The sequence below is a fragment of the Agrobacterium sp. 16-172Ci genome (assembly GCF_053522725.1).
The window spans coordinates 18,051-35,250 of sequence record NZ_JBNWBW010000025.1 but is presented as its reverse complement, the minus strand read 5'-3'; the positions used below and the strand labels follow the sequence as shown (position 1 = coordinate 35,250).

At 58.0% G+C, this 17,200-nt stretch carries 15 protein-coding genes and 1 tRNA gene; 4 read left to right on the top strand and 12 right to left on the bottom strand.

Going from position 1 to position 17,200, the window contains the following annotated elements:
- Nucleotides 1-11 precede the first annotated feature (11 nt).
- Nucleotides 12-1,769 carry an arginine--tRNA ligase gene (argS, locus tag ACQZ40_RS19875; RefSeq protein ID WP_065655999.1) on the bottom strand — a complete coding sequence of 586 codons (1,758 nt, stop codon included), beginning with the start codon at nucleotides 1,767-1,769 and terminating at the stop codon, nucleotides 12-14.
- Between the two features lie 75 nt (nucleotides 1,770-1,844).
- Nucleotides 1,845-3,062 carry a deoxyguanosinetriphosphate triphosphohydrolase gene (locus ACQZ40_RS19870; RefSeq protein ID WP_078053126.1) on the bottom strand — a complete coding sequence of 406 codons (1,218 nt, stop codon included), beginning with the start codon at nucleotides 3,060-3,062 and terminating at the stop codon, nucleotides 1,845-1,847.
- 215 nt (nucleotides 3,063-3,277) lie between these two features.
- Here ACQZ40_RS19870 and erpA point away from each other — a divergent pair, with 215 nt between their 5' ends.
- Nucleotides 3,278-3,610 carry an iron-sulfur cluster insertion protein ErpA gene (erpA, locus tag ACQZ40_RS19865; RefSeq protein WP_065656001.1) on the top strand — a complete coding sequence of 111 codons (333 nt, stop codon included), beginning with the start codon at nucleotides 3,278-3,280 and terminating at the stop codon, nucleotides 3,608-3,610.
- A gap of 95 nt (nucleotides 3,611-3,705) precedes the next feature.
- Nucleotides 3,706-4,503 carry an exodeoxyribonuclease III gene (xth, locus tag ACQZ40_RS19860; protein WP_078053086.1) on the top strand — a complete coding sequence of 266 codons (798 nt, stop codon included), beginning with the start codon at nucleotides 3,706-3,708 and terminating at the stop codon, nucleotides 4,501-4,503.
- A gap of 42 nt (nucleotides 4,504-4,545) precedes the next feature.
- Here the strand turns inward: xth and exoR are convergent, their stop codons facing one another.
- The 9 genes from exoR to ACQZ40_RS19815 all read right to left on the bottom strand — a co-directional run bounded on the left by exoR (nucleotide 4,546) and on the right by ACQZ40_RS19815 (nucleotide 14,551).
- Nucleotides 4,546-5,340 carry an exopolysaccharide production regulator ExoR gene (gene exoR, locus ACQZ40_RS19855; RefSeq protein ID WP_003509731.1) on the bottom strand — a complete coding sequence of 265 codons (795 nt, stop codon included), beginning with the start codon at nucleotides 5,338-5,340 and terminating at the stop codon, nucleotides 4,546-4,548.
- Entirely contained in the window at nucleotides 5,334-5,636 is a 303-nt protein-coding gene (locus ACQZ40_RS19850) for a hypothetical protein (protein WP_223215637.1), read from the bottom strand. The genes exoR and ACQZ40_RS19850 overlap by 7 nt, the downstream gene beginning before the upstream one ends.
- Nucleotides 5,637-5,904: 268 nt before the next feature.
- Nucleotides 5,905-7,194, bottom strand: coding sequence for an outer membrane protein transport protein (locus ACQZ40_RS19845; RefSeq protein WP_448748536.1), 1,290 nt, complete (start codon nucleotides 7,192-7,194; stop codon nucleotides 5,905-5,907).
- Nucleotides 7,195-7,654: 460 nt separating this feature from the next.
- Nucleotides 7,655-10,498 (bottom strand): valine--tRNA ligase, encoded by a 2,844-nt coding sequence (locus ACQZ40_RS19840; RefSeq protein WP_448748535.1) that lies wholly within the window; start codon nucleotides 10,496-10,498, stop codon nucleotides 7,655-7,657.
- Between the two features lie 218 nt (nucleotides 10,499-10,716).
- Nucleotides 10,717-11,724 carry a cell division protein PopZ gene (gene popZ / locus ACQZ40_RS19835; RefSeq protein ID WP_142845136.1) on the bottom strand — a complete coding sequence of 336 codons (1,008 nt, stop codon included), beginning with the start codon at nucleotides 11,722-11,724 and terminating at the stop codon, nucleotides 10,717-10,719.
- 389 nt (nucleotides 11,725-12,113) lie between these two features.
- Nucleotides 12,114-12,785, bottom strand: a complete 672-nt coding sequence (locus ACQZ40_RS19830; protein ID WP_065656006.1) for a protein-L-isoaspartate O-methyltransferase family protein — start codon at nucleotides 12,783-12,785, stop codon at nucleotides 12,114-12,116.
- A 372-nt stretch (nucleotides 12,786-13,157) separates the two neighbouring features.
- Nucleotides 13,158-13,910 carry a DUF3800 domain-containing protein gene (locus ACQZ40_RS19825; protein ID WP_448748534.1) on the bottom strand — a complete coding sequence of 251 codons (753 nt, stop codon included), beginning with the start codon at nucleotides 13,908-13,910 and terminating at the stop codon, nucleotides 13,158-13,160.
- 175 nt (nucleotides 13,911-14,085) lie between these two features.
- A tRNA-Cys gene (locus ACQZ40_RS19820) sits at nucleotides 14,086-14,159 on the bottom strand.
- Nucleotides 14,160-14,398: 239 nt separating this feature from the next.
- Nucleotides 14,399-14,551, bottom strand: a complete 153-nt coding sequence (locus tag ACQZ40_RS19815) for a DUF3309 family protein (RefSeq protein WP_003495626.1) — start codon at nucleotides 14,549-14,551, stop codon at nucleotides 14,399-14,401.
- Between the two features lie 709 nt (nucleotides 14,552-15,260).
- Between ACQZ40_RS19815 and ACQZ40_RS19810 the strand changes: the two genes are divergently transcribed.
- Nucleotides 15,261-15,566: a hypothetical protein gene (locus tag ACQZ40_RS19810; protein ID WP_174039228.1), complete on the top strand. Its 306-nt coding sequence runs from the start codon at nucleotides 15,261-15,263 to the stop codon at nucleotides 15,564-15,566.
- 94 nt (nucleotides 15,567-15,660) lie between these two features.
- On the top strand, nucleotides 15,661-15,906 hold the full coding sequence (locus tag ACQZ40_RS19805) for a DUF982 domain-containing protein (RefSeq protein WP_065656008.1): 246 nt from the start codon (nucleotides 15,661-15,663) through the stop codon (nucleotides 15,904-15,906).
- A gap of 514 nt (nucleotides 15,907-16,420) precedes the next feature.
- Here ACQZ40_RS19805 and wrbA read toward each other — a convergent pair.
- Entirely contained in the window at nucleotides 16,421-17,020 is a 600-nt protein-coding gene (gene wrbA, locus ACQZ40_RS19800; protein WP_448748533.1) for an NAD(P)H:quinone oxidoreductase type IV, read from the bottom strand.
- Nucleotides 17,021-17,200: the final 180 nt, after the last annotated feature.

Below are 17,200 nucleotides of genomic sequence, written 5' to 3'. Positions count from 1 at the left end.
ATGGTGATATGTTATCGCATTTCAGCAGGTGCGTCCGCTCCTAAAAGCGTAAGGCCGGACCTCAAAACATTTGCGACAGCATTCACCAGCCCAAGTCTGGCAATGCTCAATTCTCGGTTTTTATCGTTAATAAAACGTAATTCCGGCTGGTCTTTACCCTTGTTCCAGTGTCCATGGAAGGAACTGGCGAGATCGTAGAGGTAAAAAGCAAGCCGGTGCGGCTCATGCGAAAGGGCCGCCGATTCGATCAGGCGCGGATATTCCGCAAGCTTTGCAACCAGCTGCAACTCATTGATATCGCTAATCAAAGCAACAGAAGCCGCCATCTCCTCAGCCGAAGGAGAAAGCCCCGGAAACGCTTCCTGCGCCTGCCGGAAGATCGACATCGAACGGGCATGCGCATATTGCACGTAAAAAACCGGATTATCCTTCGATTGTTCGGTCACTTTCGCGAAATCGAAGTCCAGCGGCTCGGAATTCTTCCGATAAAGCATCATGAATCGCACTGGATCGCGACCCACTTCGTCGACAACATCGCGCAGCGTGACGAAGTCGCCGGAGCGCTTCGACATCTTCACCGGCTCGCCGTCACGGAACAGCTTGACGAGCTGGCACAGAAGCACCGTCAGTTTCGACTTGCCTTCGGAGACGGCGCGCGCAACCGCTTCCAGCCGCTTCACGTAACCGCCATGGTCGGCGCCGAGCACATAGATCATCTCGGAGAAACCACGGTCGAACTTGTTCTTGAAATAAGCGACGTCGGCGGCGAAATAGGTGTAGGAACCGTCCGACTTCATCAGCGCACGGTCCATGTCGTCGCCCACCTCGGTGGAGCGGAACAGCGTCTGTTCGCGGTCTTCCCAGTCTTCCGGCAATTCGCCCTTCGGCGGCGGCAGGGTGCCCTTGTAGACATGGCCCTTGAAGGTGAGATCGTTGATGGCCGAGAGGATCGGACCGCCATTGCCCTCATGCAGCGTGCGCTCCGAGAAGAACACGTCGTGCCGGACGTTGAGCAGCGCCAGATCCTCGCGGATCATCGCCATCATCGCGTCGATCGCCTTGTCCTTGACGATCGGCATCCACTTTTCCTCGGGCATGGCGCGCAGCTTGATGCCATATTCATCCGCCAGCGCCTGACCGACGGGAACGAGATAGTCGCCGGGATAAAGACCGGACGGAATGGTGCCGATATCTTCGCCAAGCGCCTCGCGGTAACGCAGGAACACAGAACGGGCCAGCACATCGATCTGCGAGCCGGCATCGTTGATGTAATATTCCTTGGTAACGCCATAACCGGCAAAAGCGAGCAGGTTCGCCAGCGTGTCGCCGACGACGGCGCCACGGCAATGGCCGACATGCATCGGGCCTGTCGGATTGGCGGAAACATATTCGACGTTGATCTTCTGGCCCGCACCGATGGTCGAGCGGCCGAAATCGACGCCCTGCGCGATCATGTCTGCCAGCAGACGCTGCCAGTAACCGACCGAAACCTTGAGATTGATGAAGCCGGGACCCGCGACATTGACGCTGTCCACATCGCCATCGGCCTGAAGAGCCGGCACGATGAGTTCGGCAAGCGCGCGCGGATTGGTGCCGAGCGGCTTCGCCAGCACCATGGCGGCATTGGTTGCGACATCGCCGTGGCTCAGATCGCGCGGGGATTCGACGGTAATTCGACTGAAATCGACCTTTTCGCGGTTCTCTTTCACGAGATCGAGGGTCTCGAGCGCGTTTTTGATCCTGGTATCGAAATCGGCAAAAATGTTCATCGTTCCAACCTGCGCGAAGGGCTTCTGTTTATATCCGGCCTTTTAACCGGGTCGGCTTCGCGATCGCCCGCTGCCCTATCGCAAATCGGGGGTGTGGTCAAACAGCCGCTGGTGGGCGCGCAGTGCATAACTGTCGGTCATGCCGGCCAGATAGTCGCCCACATGCCGGGCTTTTGCGGCCACGCTCATGCCGGAAATGCTGTCCACCCAGTAGTGGCTCTGCATTTCCGCCGGCGTCTCCATATAACGGTGGAAAAGATCGGTGACGATCTGTGTCGCGCCGGCGCGAATGCGCATGATTTCCGGATGCCGGTAGATATGGCCGAACAGCAGCTTCTTGATCTGCCGGTCGGTCTCGGCCATCTCGGGCGAGAAGGTCGCGACAGTAAAATCGGCAGCGCGGATATCCGCCGCACTCTTCGGCTTCAGACGGGCGAGATTCTGCTGCGCAACCCCGATCACATCCTCCACCATATGGGTGATCTGCCGACGCATGATCTCATTGGCGAAACGCTCCTTGTCGAGCACGGGATATTTCGCCCGCACCTCGGCCATCAGGCCGCCAAGGAACGGCACTTCCTCCAGCATCTCGAAGGTGAGATAACCGGCGCGCAACCCGTCATCGATGTCGTGGGTATTATAGGCGATGTCATCGGCAATCGCCGCCACCTGCGCCTCGAGGCTGGCATAGCTGCCGATTTCCAGATCCTGCAGCTCGCAATATTCGAGGATGGGCAGCGGAACCGGTCCCTTGATCCCCTCGCCCCTGGCATTCACCAGCGGGCCATTGTGCTTGACCAGCCCTTCGAGCGTCTCCCAGGTCAGGTTGATGCCGTCATATTCGGCGTAACGACGCTCCAGCTTGGTGACGATGCGCAGCGACTGGGCGTTATGATCGAAGCCGCCATAGGGCAACAGCACCGCATCCAGCGCATCCTCGCCGGTATGGCCGAAGGGCGTGTGGCCGAAATCATGCACCAGCGCCACGCCCTCTGCCAGATCCTCATCGAGCTTCAGCGCGCGGGCGAGCGCCCGGGCGATCTGCGCCACCTCAATGGTGTGGGTGAGACGCGTGCGATAATGGTCGCCGTCAGGGCTGATGAACACCTGCGTCTTATGCTTCAGGCGGCGAAAGGCCGTCGTATGGACGATGCGGTCACGGTCGCGCTGGAATTCCGAGCGCGTCAGGCTTCCGGTTTCGGGAAAAAGACGCCCGCGCGTGGTCCATGGATCCGAGGCGAAAACCGCCCTCTCGCCGCTTCCGAAACCCAATGCGCGCTGGTCTATGATCATGCATCCACCTGTTGTCTTCTCCAGCCGGGACTTCCTTTTGGTCTCGGCCATTGACCTTTTCATTCACCCTTCATACCTATCGCAGAGGTCGGCGCAAAGCATCATCGCCGCGCAGACCGCCTTCACACAGGCTATAGACCGTTAATTTGACCGGTTTATAATGGTGACAACGAGATTATTGCTCTCCGGTTCTTGACCCCGGCAGGAGAAACGACATGGAAAACAGCGACATTACCCTTTCTGAAGCTGCGGCGAAGCGAATCGCCCAGATCGTCGCGGCCGAAACCGGCAAACAAGCGCTGCGCGTCTCGGTGGAAGGCGGCGGCTGCTCGGGCTTCTCCTACAAGTTCGATCTGGCCGAAGACAAAGCCGATGACGACATCGTGATTGCCCGCGGCGACGCCAAGGTGCTGATCGACAGCCTGTCAGTTGTCTATATGGCGGGCTCAGAAATCGACTTCGTCGACAATCTGCTCGGCCAGTCCTTCCAGATCAAGAACCCGAACGCTGTGGCAAGCTGCGGCTGTGGCACCAGCTTCTCGATCTGACGATTCTATCCACCACATCCTCGCCACCGTTTTTCAAAAACGGTGGCATTCGCTTTTCCATCGGGTAAAAGTACCTCCGCAAAAGGGAAACTCCGATGAAGATTGCCACCTGGAACATCAATGGCGTCAAGGCGCGTATCGAAAACCTGTGCCAGTGGCTGAAGGATTCCTCGCCCGACATCGTCTGCCTTCAGGAAATCAAATCGGTCGATGAGGGTTTTCCCCGGCTGGAGCTGGAGGCGCTCGGCTATCACGTAGAGACCCATGGCCAGAAGGGCTTCAACGGCGTCGCCCTGCTGTCGAAGGTCAAGCCCGACGAGGTCAATCGCGGCCTGCCGGGTGACGATGCCGATGAACAGGCGCGCTTCATCGAAGGCGTGTTTTCCGTCGATGGCGGTGCCATCCGCGTCTGCTCGCTTTACCTGCCGAACGGCAATCCGCCGGACGATCCGGTGAAATATCCCTATAAGCTTGCCTGGATGGAACGGCTGCGGCATTTTGCCGAAGATCGCCTTGCGCTCGAGGAGCCGCTGATCCTTGCGGGCGACTACAACGTCATTCCCGAGCCCTTCGATTGCCACGACCCACGCGTGTGGGAAGGCGACGCATTGTTCCTGCCGAAGACCCGTGCCGCCTTCCGCAAGCTGGAAAATCTGGGCTTCACCGATGCCGCCCGTGCGACGACGGATGAAGCAGGACTTTATTCCTTCTGGGATTATCAGGCCGGGGCATGGCCGAAAAACAATGGCATCCGCATCGATCATCTGATGCTGTCAGCGGAAGCGGCCGACAGGCTGCAATCCGTCAGCATCGAAAAACATGTGCGAGCCTGGGAAAAACCGTCCGACCATGTGCCGGTCTGCGGTTATTTCGATTTCAGTCCGGTCGGCTGAGCCACTCCTGGCGGGTGGATAAAACCACCCCGATCAGCACCCTCAATCCGGATCGTTGAACTGCATGTTCTGCGCCATGGCGATGGCGGCGCGGCGATCGTTCTCACCGGCGAGCGAAAAAGCCTGCTCCTGCAGGTTCTGTATCCAGGTGCAGTCCGCTGCCGTGCACTTGTCGAGCGCCGCCGTCATGAATGCCAGCCCCTGCGTCGTCTGGCCTTCCTGGAAGATCAGGTTGCCGAAAATCGACATGGCGCCGGCATGGCCGTGCTTGCGGGCCTGGTTGAGCCACTTTTTGGCCTGCTGCACATCGGCGCGGCCGCCCTCGCCGGCGAGAATCATCTCAGCCAGACGGAACTGCGCCTCAGCGACGCCAAAGGTGGAAGCAACCTGGAAATAAAGCTGGCGGGCCTGCGACAAGTCCATCTTCACCGGGCTGCCGGGAATGCCGTGACGGTAATAATCGGCAAGGGAAAGCAGCGCATTGACGAAAAAGCCGGTATCTTCCGAACCCGGCTCCACGCCCTGATTGGCGATTTCGCTGTAGATCTTGAAAGCTTCGAAGTCGTTCTTGGCGACGCCATCGCCATAGGCATACATATTGGCAAGCGCCCAGCGCGAGCCGGTATGGCCCTTTTCAGCCGCGTAGCGATAGGCCTCGACGGCTTCGCCCTTGTTGCCGTTCTTGTAGGCCTTGAAGCCGAACTTGAACAGGTCGAAGGGGCCGGATTCCTTGGTCACGCCCGCATTGATGTCAAAAGCCGCAGCAGGCATTGCGAGCGACGCAAGCAACATGCCCATAAGGAGCGGCTTTAAAACGTTGGCTTCACATTTCAGCATTTCAGCGAACTTCTCTCAACTCTTCCCGGCATATAGCCAATACTTGCGGAATACTGCAAAGCCGAACCCCGCCGGGTCGCGATTTTTCGAACACACTGCGTCTTTCCGGCAGCACTTTCCAGCGCACCACCGGTGGTCTTTTGCGGCAATTGCCCTAATTTTCCAGTGAGACAGATATAGGCATAATTTCCGGCAACATAACGGCATTCCGTCATCCGCCGGTCAGCGCCAGACAAGAAAGCCGGGCGAAATTCCCGTATTACTTGCTTAAACGCTGAATCCAAACCCGTTTTCACTTTCTGCAACTCCGCAGGCCCACATCAAACGCCTGCATGTTCTTTCATTCCCGCGCCTTTAAACATAAGCCAAGCACCCTGTTTGTGGCGGGAAATGGACAGATATGCTCACATTCCAACGCGCCCACACGCTTGCAGAAAAGTGTTGCCAAATCGTCACAAAACTTTCGGGCTAGAAAATTTTATCGAGCAGGAATCATAGTCGCGCATGAAAAAAGGCCCGGTTGGTAAACCGGACCTTTATTTTAGCATCTACGGAAGGATGACGTCAGAACTTGACCTTCACACCGGTCGAGATGGCTGCGACGAGGTCGTTGCCGAAGTCGTAGCCCGCCTCGTTGCCGCAGGTGAAGCCTGCACCGCACGGTCCGCCATTGATGGACGAGCTACCGGAGGTCAGGAGGCCGAGAGCGCCGGCAATCTTGAACTCGATGTTCTTGTTCGGGGAGTAGACGATCTGCGTGCCCAGTGTCCAGGTGTCGGTCTGGGTGCCGATGACAGTCGACGTACCGCGATCCCAGGTCAGGCTCACAGCACCGCTCCACTGTTCGTTGAACTTGTGACCGACGCCACCCGAAATCGTCCAGCCGTCGCGATAAAACAGGTCAAGCGTGTTGAGCGTGTCAGCTCCGCTCGGAACGCACGGCGACGTGCCGACCGCGCAGAAAGGAATGACCTGAATCTGGCTCCAGTCCGTCCACTTCACGGAACCGAAAGCAAGCCAGTCCGGCGCGATACCAGATTGCACCTTGAGTTCGATACTGTCAGGCATGGAAACAGAGCCATAGATCGGCACGAGCTTGCCACCGTATTTCGCAAGCGTCGGAGAAATGGACGGCGGCGTCTGCGGGATCGCCCTGACGTCGGCGAAACCGGTCAGGTCGTGATCAACGGCGCTGTTGTAAACGAGGCTTGCACGGAAGGCGATCTCGGGAATCTCATATGCCATGCCGGCGCGCCAGCCCCAGCCGTCACCTTCCATCTCAAGTTTGCCAACGCCGCTGAAGCTGGACCAGGCCGGATTGAGGCCCAGAACGGCCGGCCCGAGAACCTGACGGTATTTATAACCGCTGAGTTCCTGATAGAAACCACCGCCTATAATCGAGAAGTCGCCCTTGCCGAGATCGAACTTCACCCGGCAGGTGGTGGCGTAATTGTGCGACTTGACCTTGGTTTCGATATTGTAGCTCGATCCCTGCCAGATACCGGGATTAAGATGCGCGCCCCAGGGCTGCGAATAGTCGAACATGCAGTCGCCGAAATCACCGATTGCCGCTTTGGCGCCGATCCGGGTCGACCAGAAGTTTTCAGAGTCATCTGCGCTCCTTGACCAGGCCGCAGGCAGCGGGCCGCTCTTCAGCGGATTGTCCCGGGCATTTTCCACCTTGCGCTGCGGCGCGACGAAGGTTGTAGAACTGTCGAGAACATAATCGGACGGATCGAACAGCAGGTCGATATTGTAACCGCCGCGCTCGAGGCCGCCAGCCAGTGAGGGCGTTACCGCCGCGATGCTGACTGCGAAACATACCGCGCCGCGAAAAATTGCAGTTTTTGCCATCTCTCTCCCCAATCAAGGCAATGTGATCATCAAAAGAGTGAAGCGCTTCGCAGCAAATGACAATCTGCCGCACTCTGGCACAGTTCTGCGACACTTCTCCATTTTTTACGTAAGAATTTCATGTCGATCCCCTTGCATAATCATTTTAGGTTATTTTTCTAATCCCATTGAAGCAATCAGACATAAAATGAAACAAACTCCCACTTGAGGCAGGAATTGTCGCCAAATAACCACACTCACGGGTTTCCCGAGGAAACGCGCTTATCAGGCCGTTTTTGTTGGATTTTTTGGCTGTTTCAGAGGTTTTTGGCCGGGCATAGCGTGAAATAATCGCTCTTTCGGCTGCCCATGATTCGCCGTTGCAGTGCAGCAATCAATCGATACGAGTTGTTACATAGAAACAAAAACGCCCCGTTTCGAACGGGGCGTTTTGTTTTCAGAAGAGAGCCGGAGGCAGCTATTACCCCGCTTCGCTGACCCGCGTGAGCGCCGTTCTCAGGCTTGCAAGCTGCACTTCCAGCTCTGCCTTGCGCTCGCGCTCGGCGGCGACCACTTCCGGATCGGCATTGGCCACGAATTTTTCGTTCGACAGCTTCTTGTCGATGCGCTCCATTTCCGCATCCACCTTGCCGATCGCCTTTTCGAGACGGGCTTCCTCGGCGGCCAGATCGATGAGCTTGCCGAGCGGCAGGCAAACCGTGGCCTCGCCGACGATGATCTGCGCGGAGCCCTTGGGCGCGACATCGGCGGCGCGGATTTCATCCGCCCGCGCCAAGCGCCGGATGGCGGCGGCGTGGCGGTCAAGCCGCGCTTCGGTGGAGGTATTGGCGCCGACAACCACCAGCGAAGCGGTGGCGCCCGGCGGCACATTCATCTCGGCGCGCGCGGAGCGAATGCCGGAGACGAGATCGATCAGCCAGTTGATTTCGGCCGCCGCGGCATCGTCGCGGAATTCCGGCACCGGCCAGTCGGTCAGGCAAAGCAGATTATCCCGCTCCTCGCCCTCGCCCGCCGTATGCGCCCACAGCTCTTCCGTCATGAAGGGCATGAAGGGATGCAGGAGCTTGTAGATCTCGTCCAGAACATAGGCCGCGCAGGCCTGCGATTCCCTCTTGGCCTTTTCGTCTTCGCCGCTGAAGACAGGCTTCAGCAGTTCCAGATACCAGTCGCAGAACTGGTTCCAGACGAAACGGTAGAGAATGCCGGAGGCGTCGTTGAAGCGGAAGTTCTCAAGCGCCGCCGTCACGTCGCGCGCCGTATTGGCAAGCTCGGTCAGAATCCAGCGGTTGATGGTCAGAGACGCGGTTTCAGCGAGGAAATGCGGGTCGCGCTTCACGCCGTTCATCTCGGCAAAACGCGTCGCATTCCAGAGCTTCGTGCCGAAGTTGCGATAACCGGCGATACGCGCCGGGTCGAGCTTCACGTCGCGCCCCTGCGCCGCCATGATGGCAAGCGTGAAACGCAGCGCATCCGCACCATATTCGTCGATCAGTTCCAGCGGATCGATGACGTTGCCCTTGGACTTCGACATCTTCTGGCCGTTCTTGTCGCGAACCAGCGCGTGGATATAGACCGTGCTGAAAGGCTCGACCGGGTTGCCGGCATCGTCCTTCATGAAATGCAGACCCATCTGCATCATCCGCACCACCCAGAACGGGATGATGTCGAAACCGGTCACCAGCACGTTGGTCGGATAATAGCGCGCCAGTTCCGGTGTCTGCTCGGGCCAGCCAAGCGTCGAGAACGGCCAGAGCGCCGACGAGAACCAGGTGTCGAGCACGTCTTCGTCGCGGGTCAGGATTTCACCCGGCTTGAAGTTCTCAAGCTTCTCCTCGACCCAGGCCTTCCACGGACCTTCATGGGCGATGTAGTGCTGGATGGCCGCCTGAAGCGCCTCTTCTTCGGTCTTCTCAACGAAGACCTGTCCGTCCGGGCCATACCATGCCGGGATCTGGTGACCCCACCACAATTGCCGCGAGATACACCAGGGCTGGATGTTCTCCATCCACTGGAAGTAGGTGTTTTCCCAGTTCTTCGGCACGAAATTGGTGCGGCCTTCGCGAACGGAGGCAGTCGCCGGCTGGGCCAGCGTCTTGTTGTCCACCCACCACTGGTCGGTCAGGCGCGGCTCAATCGGCACACCGCCACGGTCGCCATGCGGCACCACGTGCTTGTGCGGCTCGATCTTGTCGAGCAGGCCGGCTTCCTCGAAGATTTCGACGATGATCTTGCGGGCGGTAAAGCGGTCCTGCCCTTCCAGACGATCCCATGCGCCATGCAGCGCCGCGGGATGGCTGAGACCCTCGAGGAAATCCTCGTTTTCCTTGATGGAGATGGTGCCGTCGATATTCATGATGTTGATGGCGCGCAGGCCGCAGCGCTTGCCGACTTCGAAATCGTTGAAGTCATGCGCAGGCGTGATCTTAACCGCGCCCGTGCCGGCTGTCGGGTCAGCATAGTCATCGGCGACGATCGGGATTTTGCGGCCGACGATCGGCAGGATGACATGCTTGCCGATGATGCCCTTGTACCGTTCATCCTTCGGGTTCACCGCAACGCCGGTATCGCCGAGCATGGTTTCGGGCCGCGTCGTGGCGACGACGATATAGTCGCGCGTTTCGAACTCGGTGGGCTTCCCCTCCTCGTCGAAAGCGACCGGATATTGATAGGTGACACCCTTTTCCAGCGGATAACGGAAGTGCCAAAGGTTGCCCTTCACCTCGATCTGTTCGACTTCCATGTCGGAAATCGCCGTCTGCAGCTTCGGGTCCCAGTTGACGAGGCGCTTGTCCTTATAGATCAGGCCCTGCTTGTAGAGCGTGACGAAAACTTCGAGAACCGCCTGCGACAGCCCCTCATCCATGGTGAAGCGCTCACGCGACCAGTCACAGGAGGCACCAAGGCGTTTCAGCTGGTTGAAAATGAGACCGCCGGATTCGGCCTTCCACTCCCAGACCTTCTCCACGAAAGCCTCACGGCCCATATCGCGGCGGCCCGGAAGCTGCTGTTCCATCAGCTTGCGCTCGACGACCATCTGCGTGGCGATGCCGGCATGGTCCATACCCGGCTGCCACAGCACGTCCTTGCCGCGCATGCGCTCGAAGCGGACCAGAATATCCTGCAGCGTGTTGTTGAGCGCGTGGCCCATATGCAGGGAGCCGGTCACATTCGGCGGCGGGATGACTATGGTGAAGGTTTCCGCGCCCGGCTTGGCGTTGGCGCCGGCACGAAAAGCGTTAGCCTCGTCCCAGGCTTTGGCGATCTTCGGTTCGACGGATGCGGAATCGTAGGTCTTTTCGAGCATTTCCTGACCTGAATTTTAGAGTTCTTGTGTGGATTTTTTAAATAAGGATGGACGGGAGAGAGTCAACAGAAACCCGCCCGCGAGCCAACCATTGAGCCGACCCACGGGTGAATATGACCCCATAACACCTTCATCTTCAACAAAAAAGCCGCCCCGATGCCGGAGCGGCCCCTGTTTCGTCGCATCCGCCGCAATCGCACATGCGGCCGGAGCGGAACTTAACGGCGCGAACCGCGCGCCACGCGCTCGATTTCCTCGCGCACCAGACGCTCCACGAGCGTCGGCAGATTGTCTTCCAGCCAGTCCTGCAGCATCGGGCGCAGCATTTCGGCGGCCATATCCTCGATCGAGCGCCGCTCGACGCCATCGAAAACCTCTGCAAGCTCGCTGAACGAACGGGCGATCTGCGCACCGGCAGCGGCGGAAAGAAGATTGAGCGACAGACCGCCCTCGACACCCGCCTCGTCTTTTGCCTGTGGCTCGGCCAGATCGAATGCCTGTTTCTCAACGGCAGGCTCCAGCACCGCTATGTCGAAACGCTCCGCTGTCAGCGGCGTTTCGAGGGCGCCGCGCAGAGAAAGCTGATCGAAGCGGTTTTCGGCCGAAGACGCGCTTTCGATGGCGGCAGCGGCAGCGCGATCCTCGGCGGCAAAAGACACCGGCTGCTCGCTTACGCCAGATGCCGGCTGCTCGCTCACGCTCGCGGCGGCCGCAGCCGCCATCAGCGGCCGAACATCCGTCGGGCGCTGCGGTGCGGCGCGTTCGGAAGACGGCGCGGACAAAGGCTGCGATACGGTCGGCGCAGCAGCCGACGGCGCGGTCTCGGCCGCGCCACGCTGGGCCTGCACGGCGAAAGCCTGCGGCCCCATGGCGGCGTTACGGTCTGCGGCGGCACGCACACGGGCGGCGACATCTGCAAGCGACATGGTCTTCTCGGCGGCGCTTTCCTGCCGTTCAGCCATGGGCCCTTCAGAAATCGGCGAAAAATCCTGCGCAGGCCGTGCGCCAAAAGCCTGGTTTGCGGCGGGGGGAACACGCGCCGGCGGGCTGATGGGCTCCGCCACGAAGGCTGCTTCGCTCGCAGCCTCGTCTTCATCGTCATAGACCGGCGGCAACTGCCCGGAAAACGCACCGGCAGGTCCGGTCTCGTTGCTTTCGATGATCCGGCGGATAGACGCCAGAATCTCTTCCATGGACGGTTCACGCGCTACGCTTGGCTGAGCCATATCAATCCCCGGTTTCCACTCTTCGAACGCCCTTGCCGCATCCCTCGGACACCGGATGAGCGCTCCTTGACCTGTTCAATTTTCACATCGCGTTTTCGACAACCGAAATCGATTGTCACACCGATGCTCTGAAACATGGCCGGCCAAGCGCCTGAGCATTTCGCCGTCCCTGTCGCAGGATCATGCGGGGCAGAAATACGCACACCCCGAATCACCCTTAGTTTAGGTCAGCATAGCGAGGAACTAAATCACTGATTCGACAAGTTTCGTGATGATGCACAGCTTTGTGAGAACCACCCGAAAAGAAGCGCTCCGCCGGCAAACCGAACATAAAAACGCCGGGGCAGAAACTCCGCCCCGGCGTCAGAAAGAAGATGATCGTTTGCCGATCAGAAAACGAATTCGGCGGCCTTGGCAAAACCCGGCAGCGGCTTGACCGAAGCATTGAAGAAAGTGGCGGCCGATGTGCTGTTGCCATCGCGGCGATAGACGGTGGCCTTCGCGGCGCCGCCATATCCGACGACGACAACCAGACGGCCGCCGTCACGCAGCTGGTCGGTCAGTGCCGCCGGCACTTCCTCCACCGAGCCGTTAATGAAAATGAGGTCATAGGGTGCTTCACCCGCATAGCCCTTTTCGAGGTCGCCGGTTACGACGGCGACATTGTCATATCCGAGCGAGGCGAGCGTCTCGGTCGCCTGTGCGGCCAGCGCCTCATCGCTTTCAAGCGAAACCACCGAACCGGCAAGCTGCGAAAGGATGGCAGCCGCATAACCTGCGCCGCCGCCGACTTCCAGCACCACGTCCTCCTTCGACACGGCCGAAAGCTGCAGCAGCTTCGCCAGCGGCGAGGTCTTCATGACATAACGGGCCGGACGGCCATCGCGGGCGGGACAGATCTGCAGGTCCTCATCCACATAGGCGATCTGCCGCACGCCCGCCGGCACGAATGCCTCGCGCGGCACGCTCAAAAACGCCTTCAGCACGGAATGCGACGTCACGTCGGTCGTGCGCAACTGGCTGTCGACCATATTGGCGCGTGCGGTTTCGAAATCCATCATATCGTATCGCCTCAATTTCACGGATGCCGGTCGGGAAGCCTCGGCTCCAAAAGCTCAAAACGGCAGGGGCTCCCCCTCACCTTTGGATAATCTCATAATTGCCCAAGCGCACGCTTTCAAGCGCGCTAAGCCGGATGTGTGGGAAAAAGCGAAATCGTCGAAATTCTTGTGGCCTCAACAAATGTCGGCCGCAATAGATATTGCAGTCTATATCCACTTAACATTTCAGCGCCGCCATCGCGAAATAATTGTCGAGGCTGACATTACACGATTAGAAAACCGTTTCTTGAATATTAACGAGAATCAATTACATATATATCGCGCTCGGGAGCCTGACATCTATGGCGTCGAGGCTACGGCCTCGCCCGGCGTCTACTTTCTATCAAGGTCTTTTCTGAACTTGTCACGCGGATGGTGGACAATGCCATGACCTTGAATCGTGCCATCAGGTTTCGCTCTAATCCGCCGCTTAAGGATTTTTGCTAGTTCACCGTCTTTTGTTGAATAGGCACGATGGATCGCGCCAGAAACAAAATCAGCTAGCTGTATGCCGATTGAATGACATGAATCCTGAAGTAGAAGGCCCTCAATCAATCTATTGTATCCAGATACTGATTTTCCAAATTTAGCCAAGAGAGCATCATGATGCGCTCTGAATAATCGATCATTATCGCGGCCTCTGTGATCAGCAATTATTATTCCAAGACTTTTATTGTCCTGGAGAAAATACTGAAACCTTTCTGAAAGCGGCTTGTAAGCGAAATGATATAGCTCCTGCTGGTTTGTCACCGACGCATACTCAAATGCTGCACCAATATCAGTAATACAAGCGATAATTGTTACACGAGAGCCTGCAATTATATTCGCGAGTTCAAGACTTAATTTTTTTCGCTCTTCTCCGCTTTTTCCAAGCATAGGATTGTCGGAGGAAGAATTGTGTGGTGAAAAAAATCGCCATTTTAGCTCACCTTTTATCTTATTTCGCGTGCAGTAGCCCCGGATAACAGCTGCGACATCCCGCCAGTCTTCATCTTTTATGATAATCGCACCGAGCGTAAAGTACGGCCGCTCTGGATTTGGTGACGAAGGCGGAGTGCCGCTTTCATCTACAAAGCACAGATGCATCAATCCCCCCATCAGCGCGCCATTTTCGCACTAGCAAAAATGACCAACGCGTTTAGGAAGTCAAGCATCTGCAGTGCAGACGACCGGCGCAATACAGAAAGTCTAATCCAACTCCAGCAGATCGTATCGCGTTGCATCGCACATGCGATCTGGGATATCCCTGTGGTGAAATTTTTGGAGGCCTCGCCCGGAATTGAACCGGGGTACAAGGATTTGCAGTCCTCTGCGTCACCACTCCGCCACGAGGCCTCACACGCTTATCAATCAAGCGATGGCGGGCATTTAGAACGAATCCATTATGGGCGCAAGAGGGTTCGTTCCGAATGTGGTGTTTTTTCGGATCGGACCGGCACACCGCTAAGGCAAGCCGCTTAAGCACTTAAGATTCCGAAGCTTTTTGTATCTGCCTTATATTTCAGAAGAAACAAAGCCCGCATCCGGCACGTTTGCGCCGTTGCGGGCAATGCTGCATTTCCTGTACCAGCCGGTCAGATCCGCCCAAGCAGAACGAGGATCAGGACGATGACCAGAACCAGTCCGAGACCGCCTGACGGGCCATAACCATAATTATGGTAACCCCAGCTTGGCAGTGCGCCGATCAGGAAAAGAATGAGCAGGATGACGAGGATGGTGCCGAGCATGTGTAACCCTCCACTATTGGCATGTGTCCTGCCTGTTTGAACGATAAAACGCGCAAAAAGTTCCCCTTCCTGTATAGCCGGCAGCATAACGGTGGACAGCCATCCTCTTCCGTTTCAACGGGTTACACTGGAAGTTCGGGAATGCCGCCTTGGCTGCTCCGTCTCGGGAAAGTAATTCCCTGGCTAATTATATCGCCGCAAAAAGCCCCTGAAGGCCCGCGGCAGGCCGGCCTTCACCGGGATCGACCAAAGCAGCGATTTATTCGAGGTAATTTCTCGGCCTATGTCTATCGGCAGTTGTCCGTCATATTAGCGCCAGTCCCCCGTACCCTGAAACTGGCGGGAGACGGAGAGATCTGGCATCACTGGCAGTGCGCCAGATCTCTCCCGCCCCTCCCCACGCTCCTCGAATTCTCCTTTGCAGGCACACGGATATTTTACCGACTGTGTTCTCGTTCCCCTTGCCTTGCCGGTTTCACTCCGGCTAGACCCCGGACCGGGAGGGAGAAACGAGAATCATATGTCCGGTTTTGCGAACCTCATCCCGCTTTTCATCTTCGGCCTCCTCGTCTACTTTTTCTTTCGCTGGGTCGCGCGCGACATTCAGAATCCGAAGAGCAAATAGTCGGGGAAATCGTCTCCGGCCCCCTGCCCTCCGGGAACGGCCGCGCCTCGACATCGTTTTCACGGACGCACTTCGGAGGACAGGATGAAAACGCTCGTATCATCGGCCGCTATCGCGCTTACACTGGCGCTTGCCGGATGCACCACGGCCGGACCGGCCGCCTATGTCGGCCCCGCGCCCTATGTCGAACCCATTCCCGGCAGCATCATCTACAGGGGCCAGCCGCGCACCAAACTGACGAAATCGCCGATCGGCAGTACCTTCACCCACGAATTCCGCATCGACGGCAGCACGCGGGCGGTGGAAACCTACCGCATCGCGCCGGACCGCTCGCTGGAACTCATCGACCGCCGCATCATCCGCGAATGGTTGTTCGGGCGCGACGACTGACCGCACCGCAACGGCGCGAAACGGGCCGGGAACGGGATTGCGCATCCCGACCGCTTGGTTTAGAGCCGGGCGCAACAACCATAGTGGATAGGCGATGAATACGCGCTGGCAAAAACCCGTCCTGATCGCGTTCGAAACGCCGGGCGACTATACGAGCATTGACACCACGCAGGCGGCCTCCTGGGCGCTGATCGAGGATTGGCCGATCGAAGACGGCGATGCGCTGGACAGGGCGCTGCTGATCTGCGCCGCCGTCGATGCCGGCAGGAAGAAGCCCGAGGATGCGCGCAAGGCGTTTATCGCAGCCGCAATCGAAGCCGGCCTCGATATCAAGGCCTGACGGCGGAACACCAGCTGGCCGTCGACTAAAAAATGCCGCCTGCGGCGTCAGCTTTTCAGGATAAGACGTGGGATGGATCGCAACAGATGGAAACTTCCGGAAACATGAAAAAAGCCCTGTTCATTTTTCTCCTCTCCTGCCTGGCGATCGGCCTTCTCGGCCACCTCGTGGTGGCCTTCGTCGTCACCGGGTGAAGCGCCAAAATCCTCTCCGCCGGAAGACGGGGCGAGTGGACATTGGAATTTCCTGAATTTCATTCTTTCGTTATGGAACCGCGATAAACTCTGATCGTTCTCTTTTCACCCAACAGGAGGAGGATCGGAATGCGTGACGGATTGAACGGTTTTCTCGAAATCTCGATGCTCGGCTTCGTGGTCGCAAGCTGCCTTTTCATGGTCAACCTACGGATCTGAGCCACGGCAAAAATTCTTCTTCGACACGACCGGCGACGTGACGTTCCGGTATTAAAAAATGCGGCCTTGTGGGCCGCATTTTTTTTCAACAGATCATCCAATTAGGCGGAAAGCTTGGCGGCGAGTTTCGCCACATGCGCGCCCTGGAAACGGGCGGCCTCCACTTCGATTTCGGAAGGCTGGCGCGAGCCGTCGCCATCGGTGATGGTGGAGGCGCCATAGGGCGAGCCTCCCTTGATTTCATCGACGCCCATCTGGCCCTGGAAAGCATAGGGCAGACCGACGACCGCCATGCCATGGTGCAGGAAGGTGGGGATGAAACCGAGGATGGTCGATTCCTGGCCGCCATGCTGGGTGGCGGAAGAGGTGAAGGCTGAACCGACCTTGCCGACCAGCTTGCCGCTGAACCACAGGCCGCCGGTCTGGTCCCAGAAATTGCGCATCTGCGAGGCGACCGTGCCGAAACGCGTGCCGGCGCCGACGATGATGGCGTCGTAATCCGCCAGCTCGTCCACCGTCGCCACCGGAGCCGGCTGATCCAGCTTGAAATGGGAAGACTTTGCAATTTCTTCCGGAACGAGTTCGGGAACGCGCTTCACCACGGCTTCCGCGCCGGTGGACTTCACGCCCTCGGCAACGGCATAGGCCATTTTCTCGATATGGCCGTAAGAGGAGTAATAAAGTACCAGAACCTTCGTCATTCTCTTCGTTTCCTTTGCTGGAACTGTTTCCGGCGTACCGGCGACAAGCTTCTTTAAAAACTCAATGATAATCGGCTTTGACCCGTAAAAAACGTATGACAAAAAGGTAGCGGACGGATGGGTCCGCCGCCAGCCGGGGATTGGCATACGCACTGTTCACGATGAGTGAACGCCCGGAGC

Bases quoted from the DNA above. Each gene is read 5' to 3' on its own strand.
- argS (WP_065655999.1), bottom strand. From the start codon at position 1,769: ATGAACATTTTTGCCGATTTCGATACCAGGATCAAAAACGCGCTCGAG.
- ACQZ40_RS19870 (WP_078053126.1), bottom strand. From the start codon at position 3,062: ATGATCATAGACCAGCGCGCATTGGGTTTCGGAAGCGGCGAGAGGGCG.
- erpA (WP_065656001.1), top strand. From the start codon at position 3,278: ATGGAAAACAGCGACATTACCCTTTCTGAAGCTGCGGCGAAGCGAATC.
- xth (WP_078053086.1), top strand. From the start codon at position 3,706: ATGAAGATTGCCACCTGGAACATCAATGGCGTCAAGGCGCGTATCGAA.
- exoR (WP_003509731.1), bottom strand. From the start codon at position 5,340: ATGCTGAAATGTGAAGCCAACGTTTTAAAGCCGCTCCTTATGGGCATG.
- ACQZ40_RS19845 (WP_448748536.1), bottom strand. From the start codon at position 7,194: ATGGCAAAAACTGCAATTTTTCGCGGCGCGGTATGTTTCGCAGTCAGC.
- ACQZ40_RS19840 (WP_448748535.1), bottom strand. From the start codon at position 10,498: ATGCTCGAAAAGACCTACGATTCCGCATCCGTCGAACCGAAGATCGCC.
- popZ (WP_142845136.1), bottom strand. From the start codon at position 11,724: ATGGCTCAGCCAAGCGTAGCGCGTGAACCGTCCATGGAAGAGATTCTG.
- ACQZ40_RS19830 (WP_065656006.1), bottom strand. From the start codon at position 12,785: ATGATGGATTTCGAAACCGCACGCGCCAATATGGTCGACAGCCAGTTG.
- ACQZ40_RS19825 (WP_448748534.1), bottom strand. From the start codon at position 13,910: ATGCATCTGTGCTTTGTAGATGAAAGCGGCACTCCGCCTTCGTCACCA.
- ACQZ40_RS19815 (WP_003495626.1), bottom strand. From the start codon at position 14,551: ATGCTCGGCACCATCCTCGTCATCCTGCTCATTCTTTTCCTGATCGGC.
- ACQZ40_RS19810 (WP_174039228.1), top strand. From the start codon at position 15,261: ATGAAAACGCTCGTATCATCGGCCGCTATCGCGCTTACACTGGCGCTT.
- ACQZ40_RS19805 (WP_065656008.1), top strand. From the start codon at position 15,661: ATGAATACGCGCTGGCAAAAACCCGTCCTGATCGCGTTCGAAACGCCG.
- wrbA (WP_448748533.1), bottom strand. From the start codon at position 17,020: ATGACGAAGGTTCTGGTACTTTATTACTCCTCTTACGGCCATATCGAG.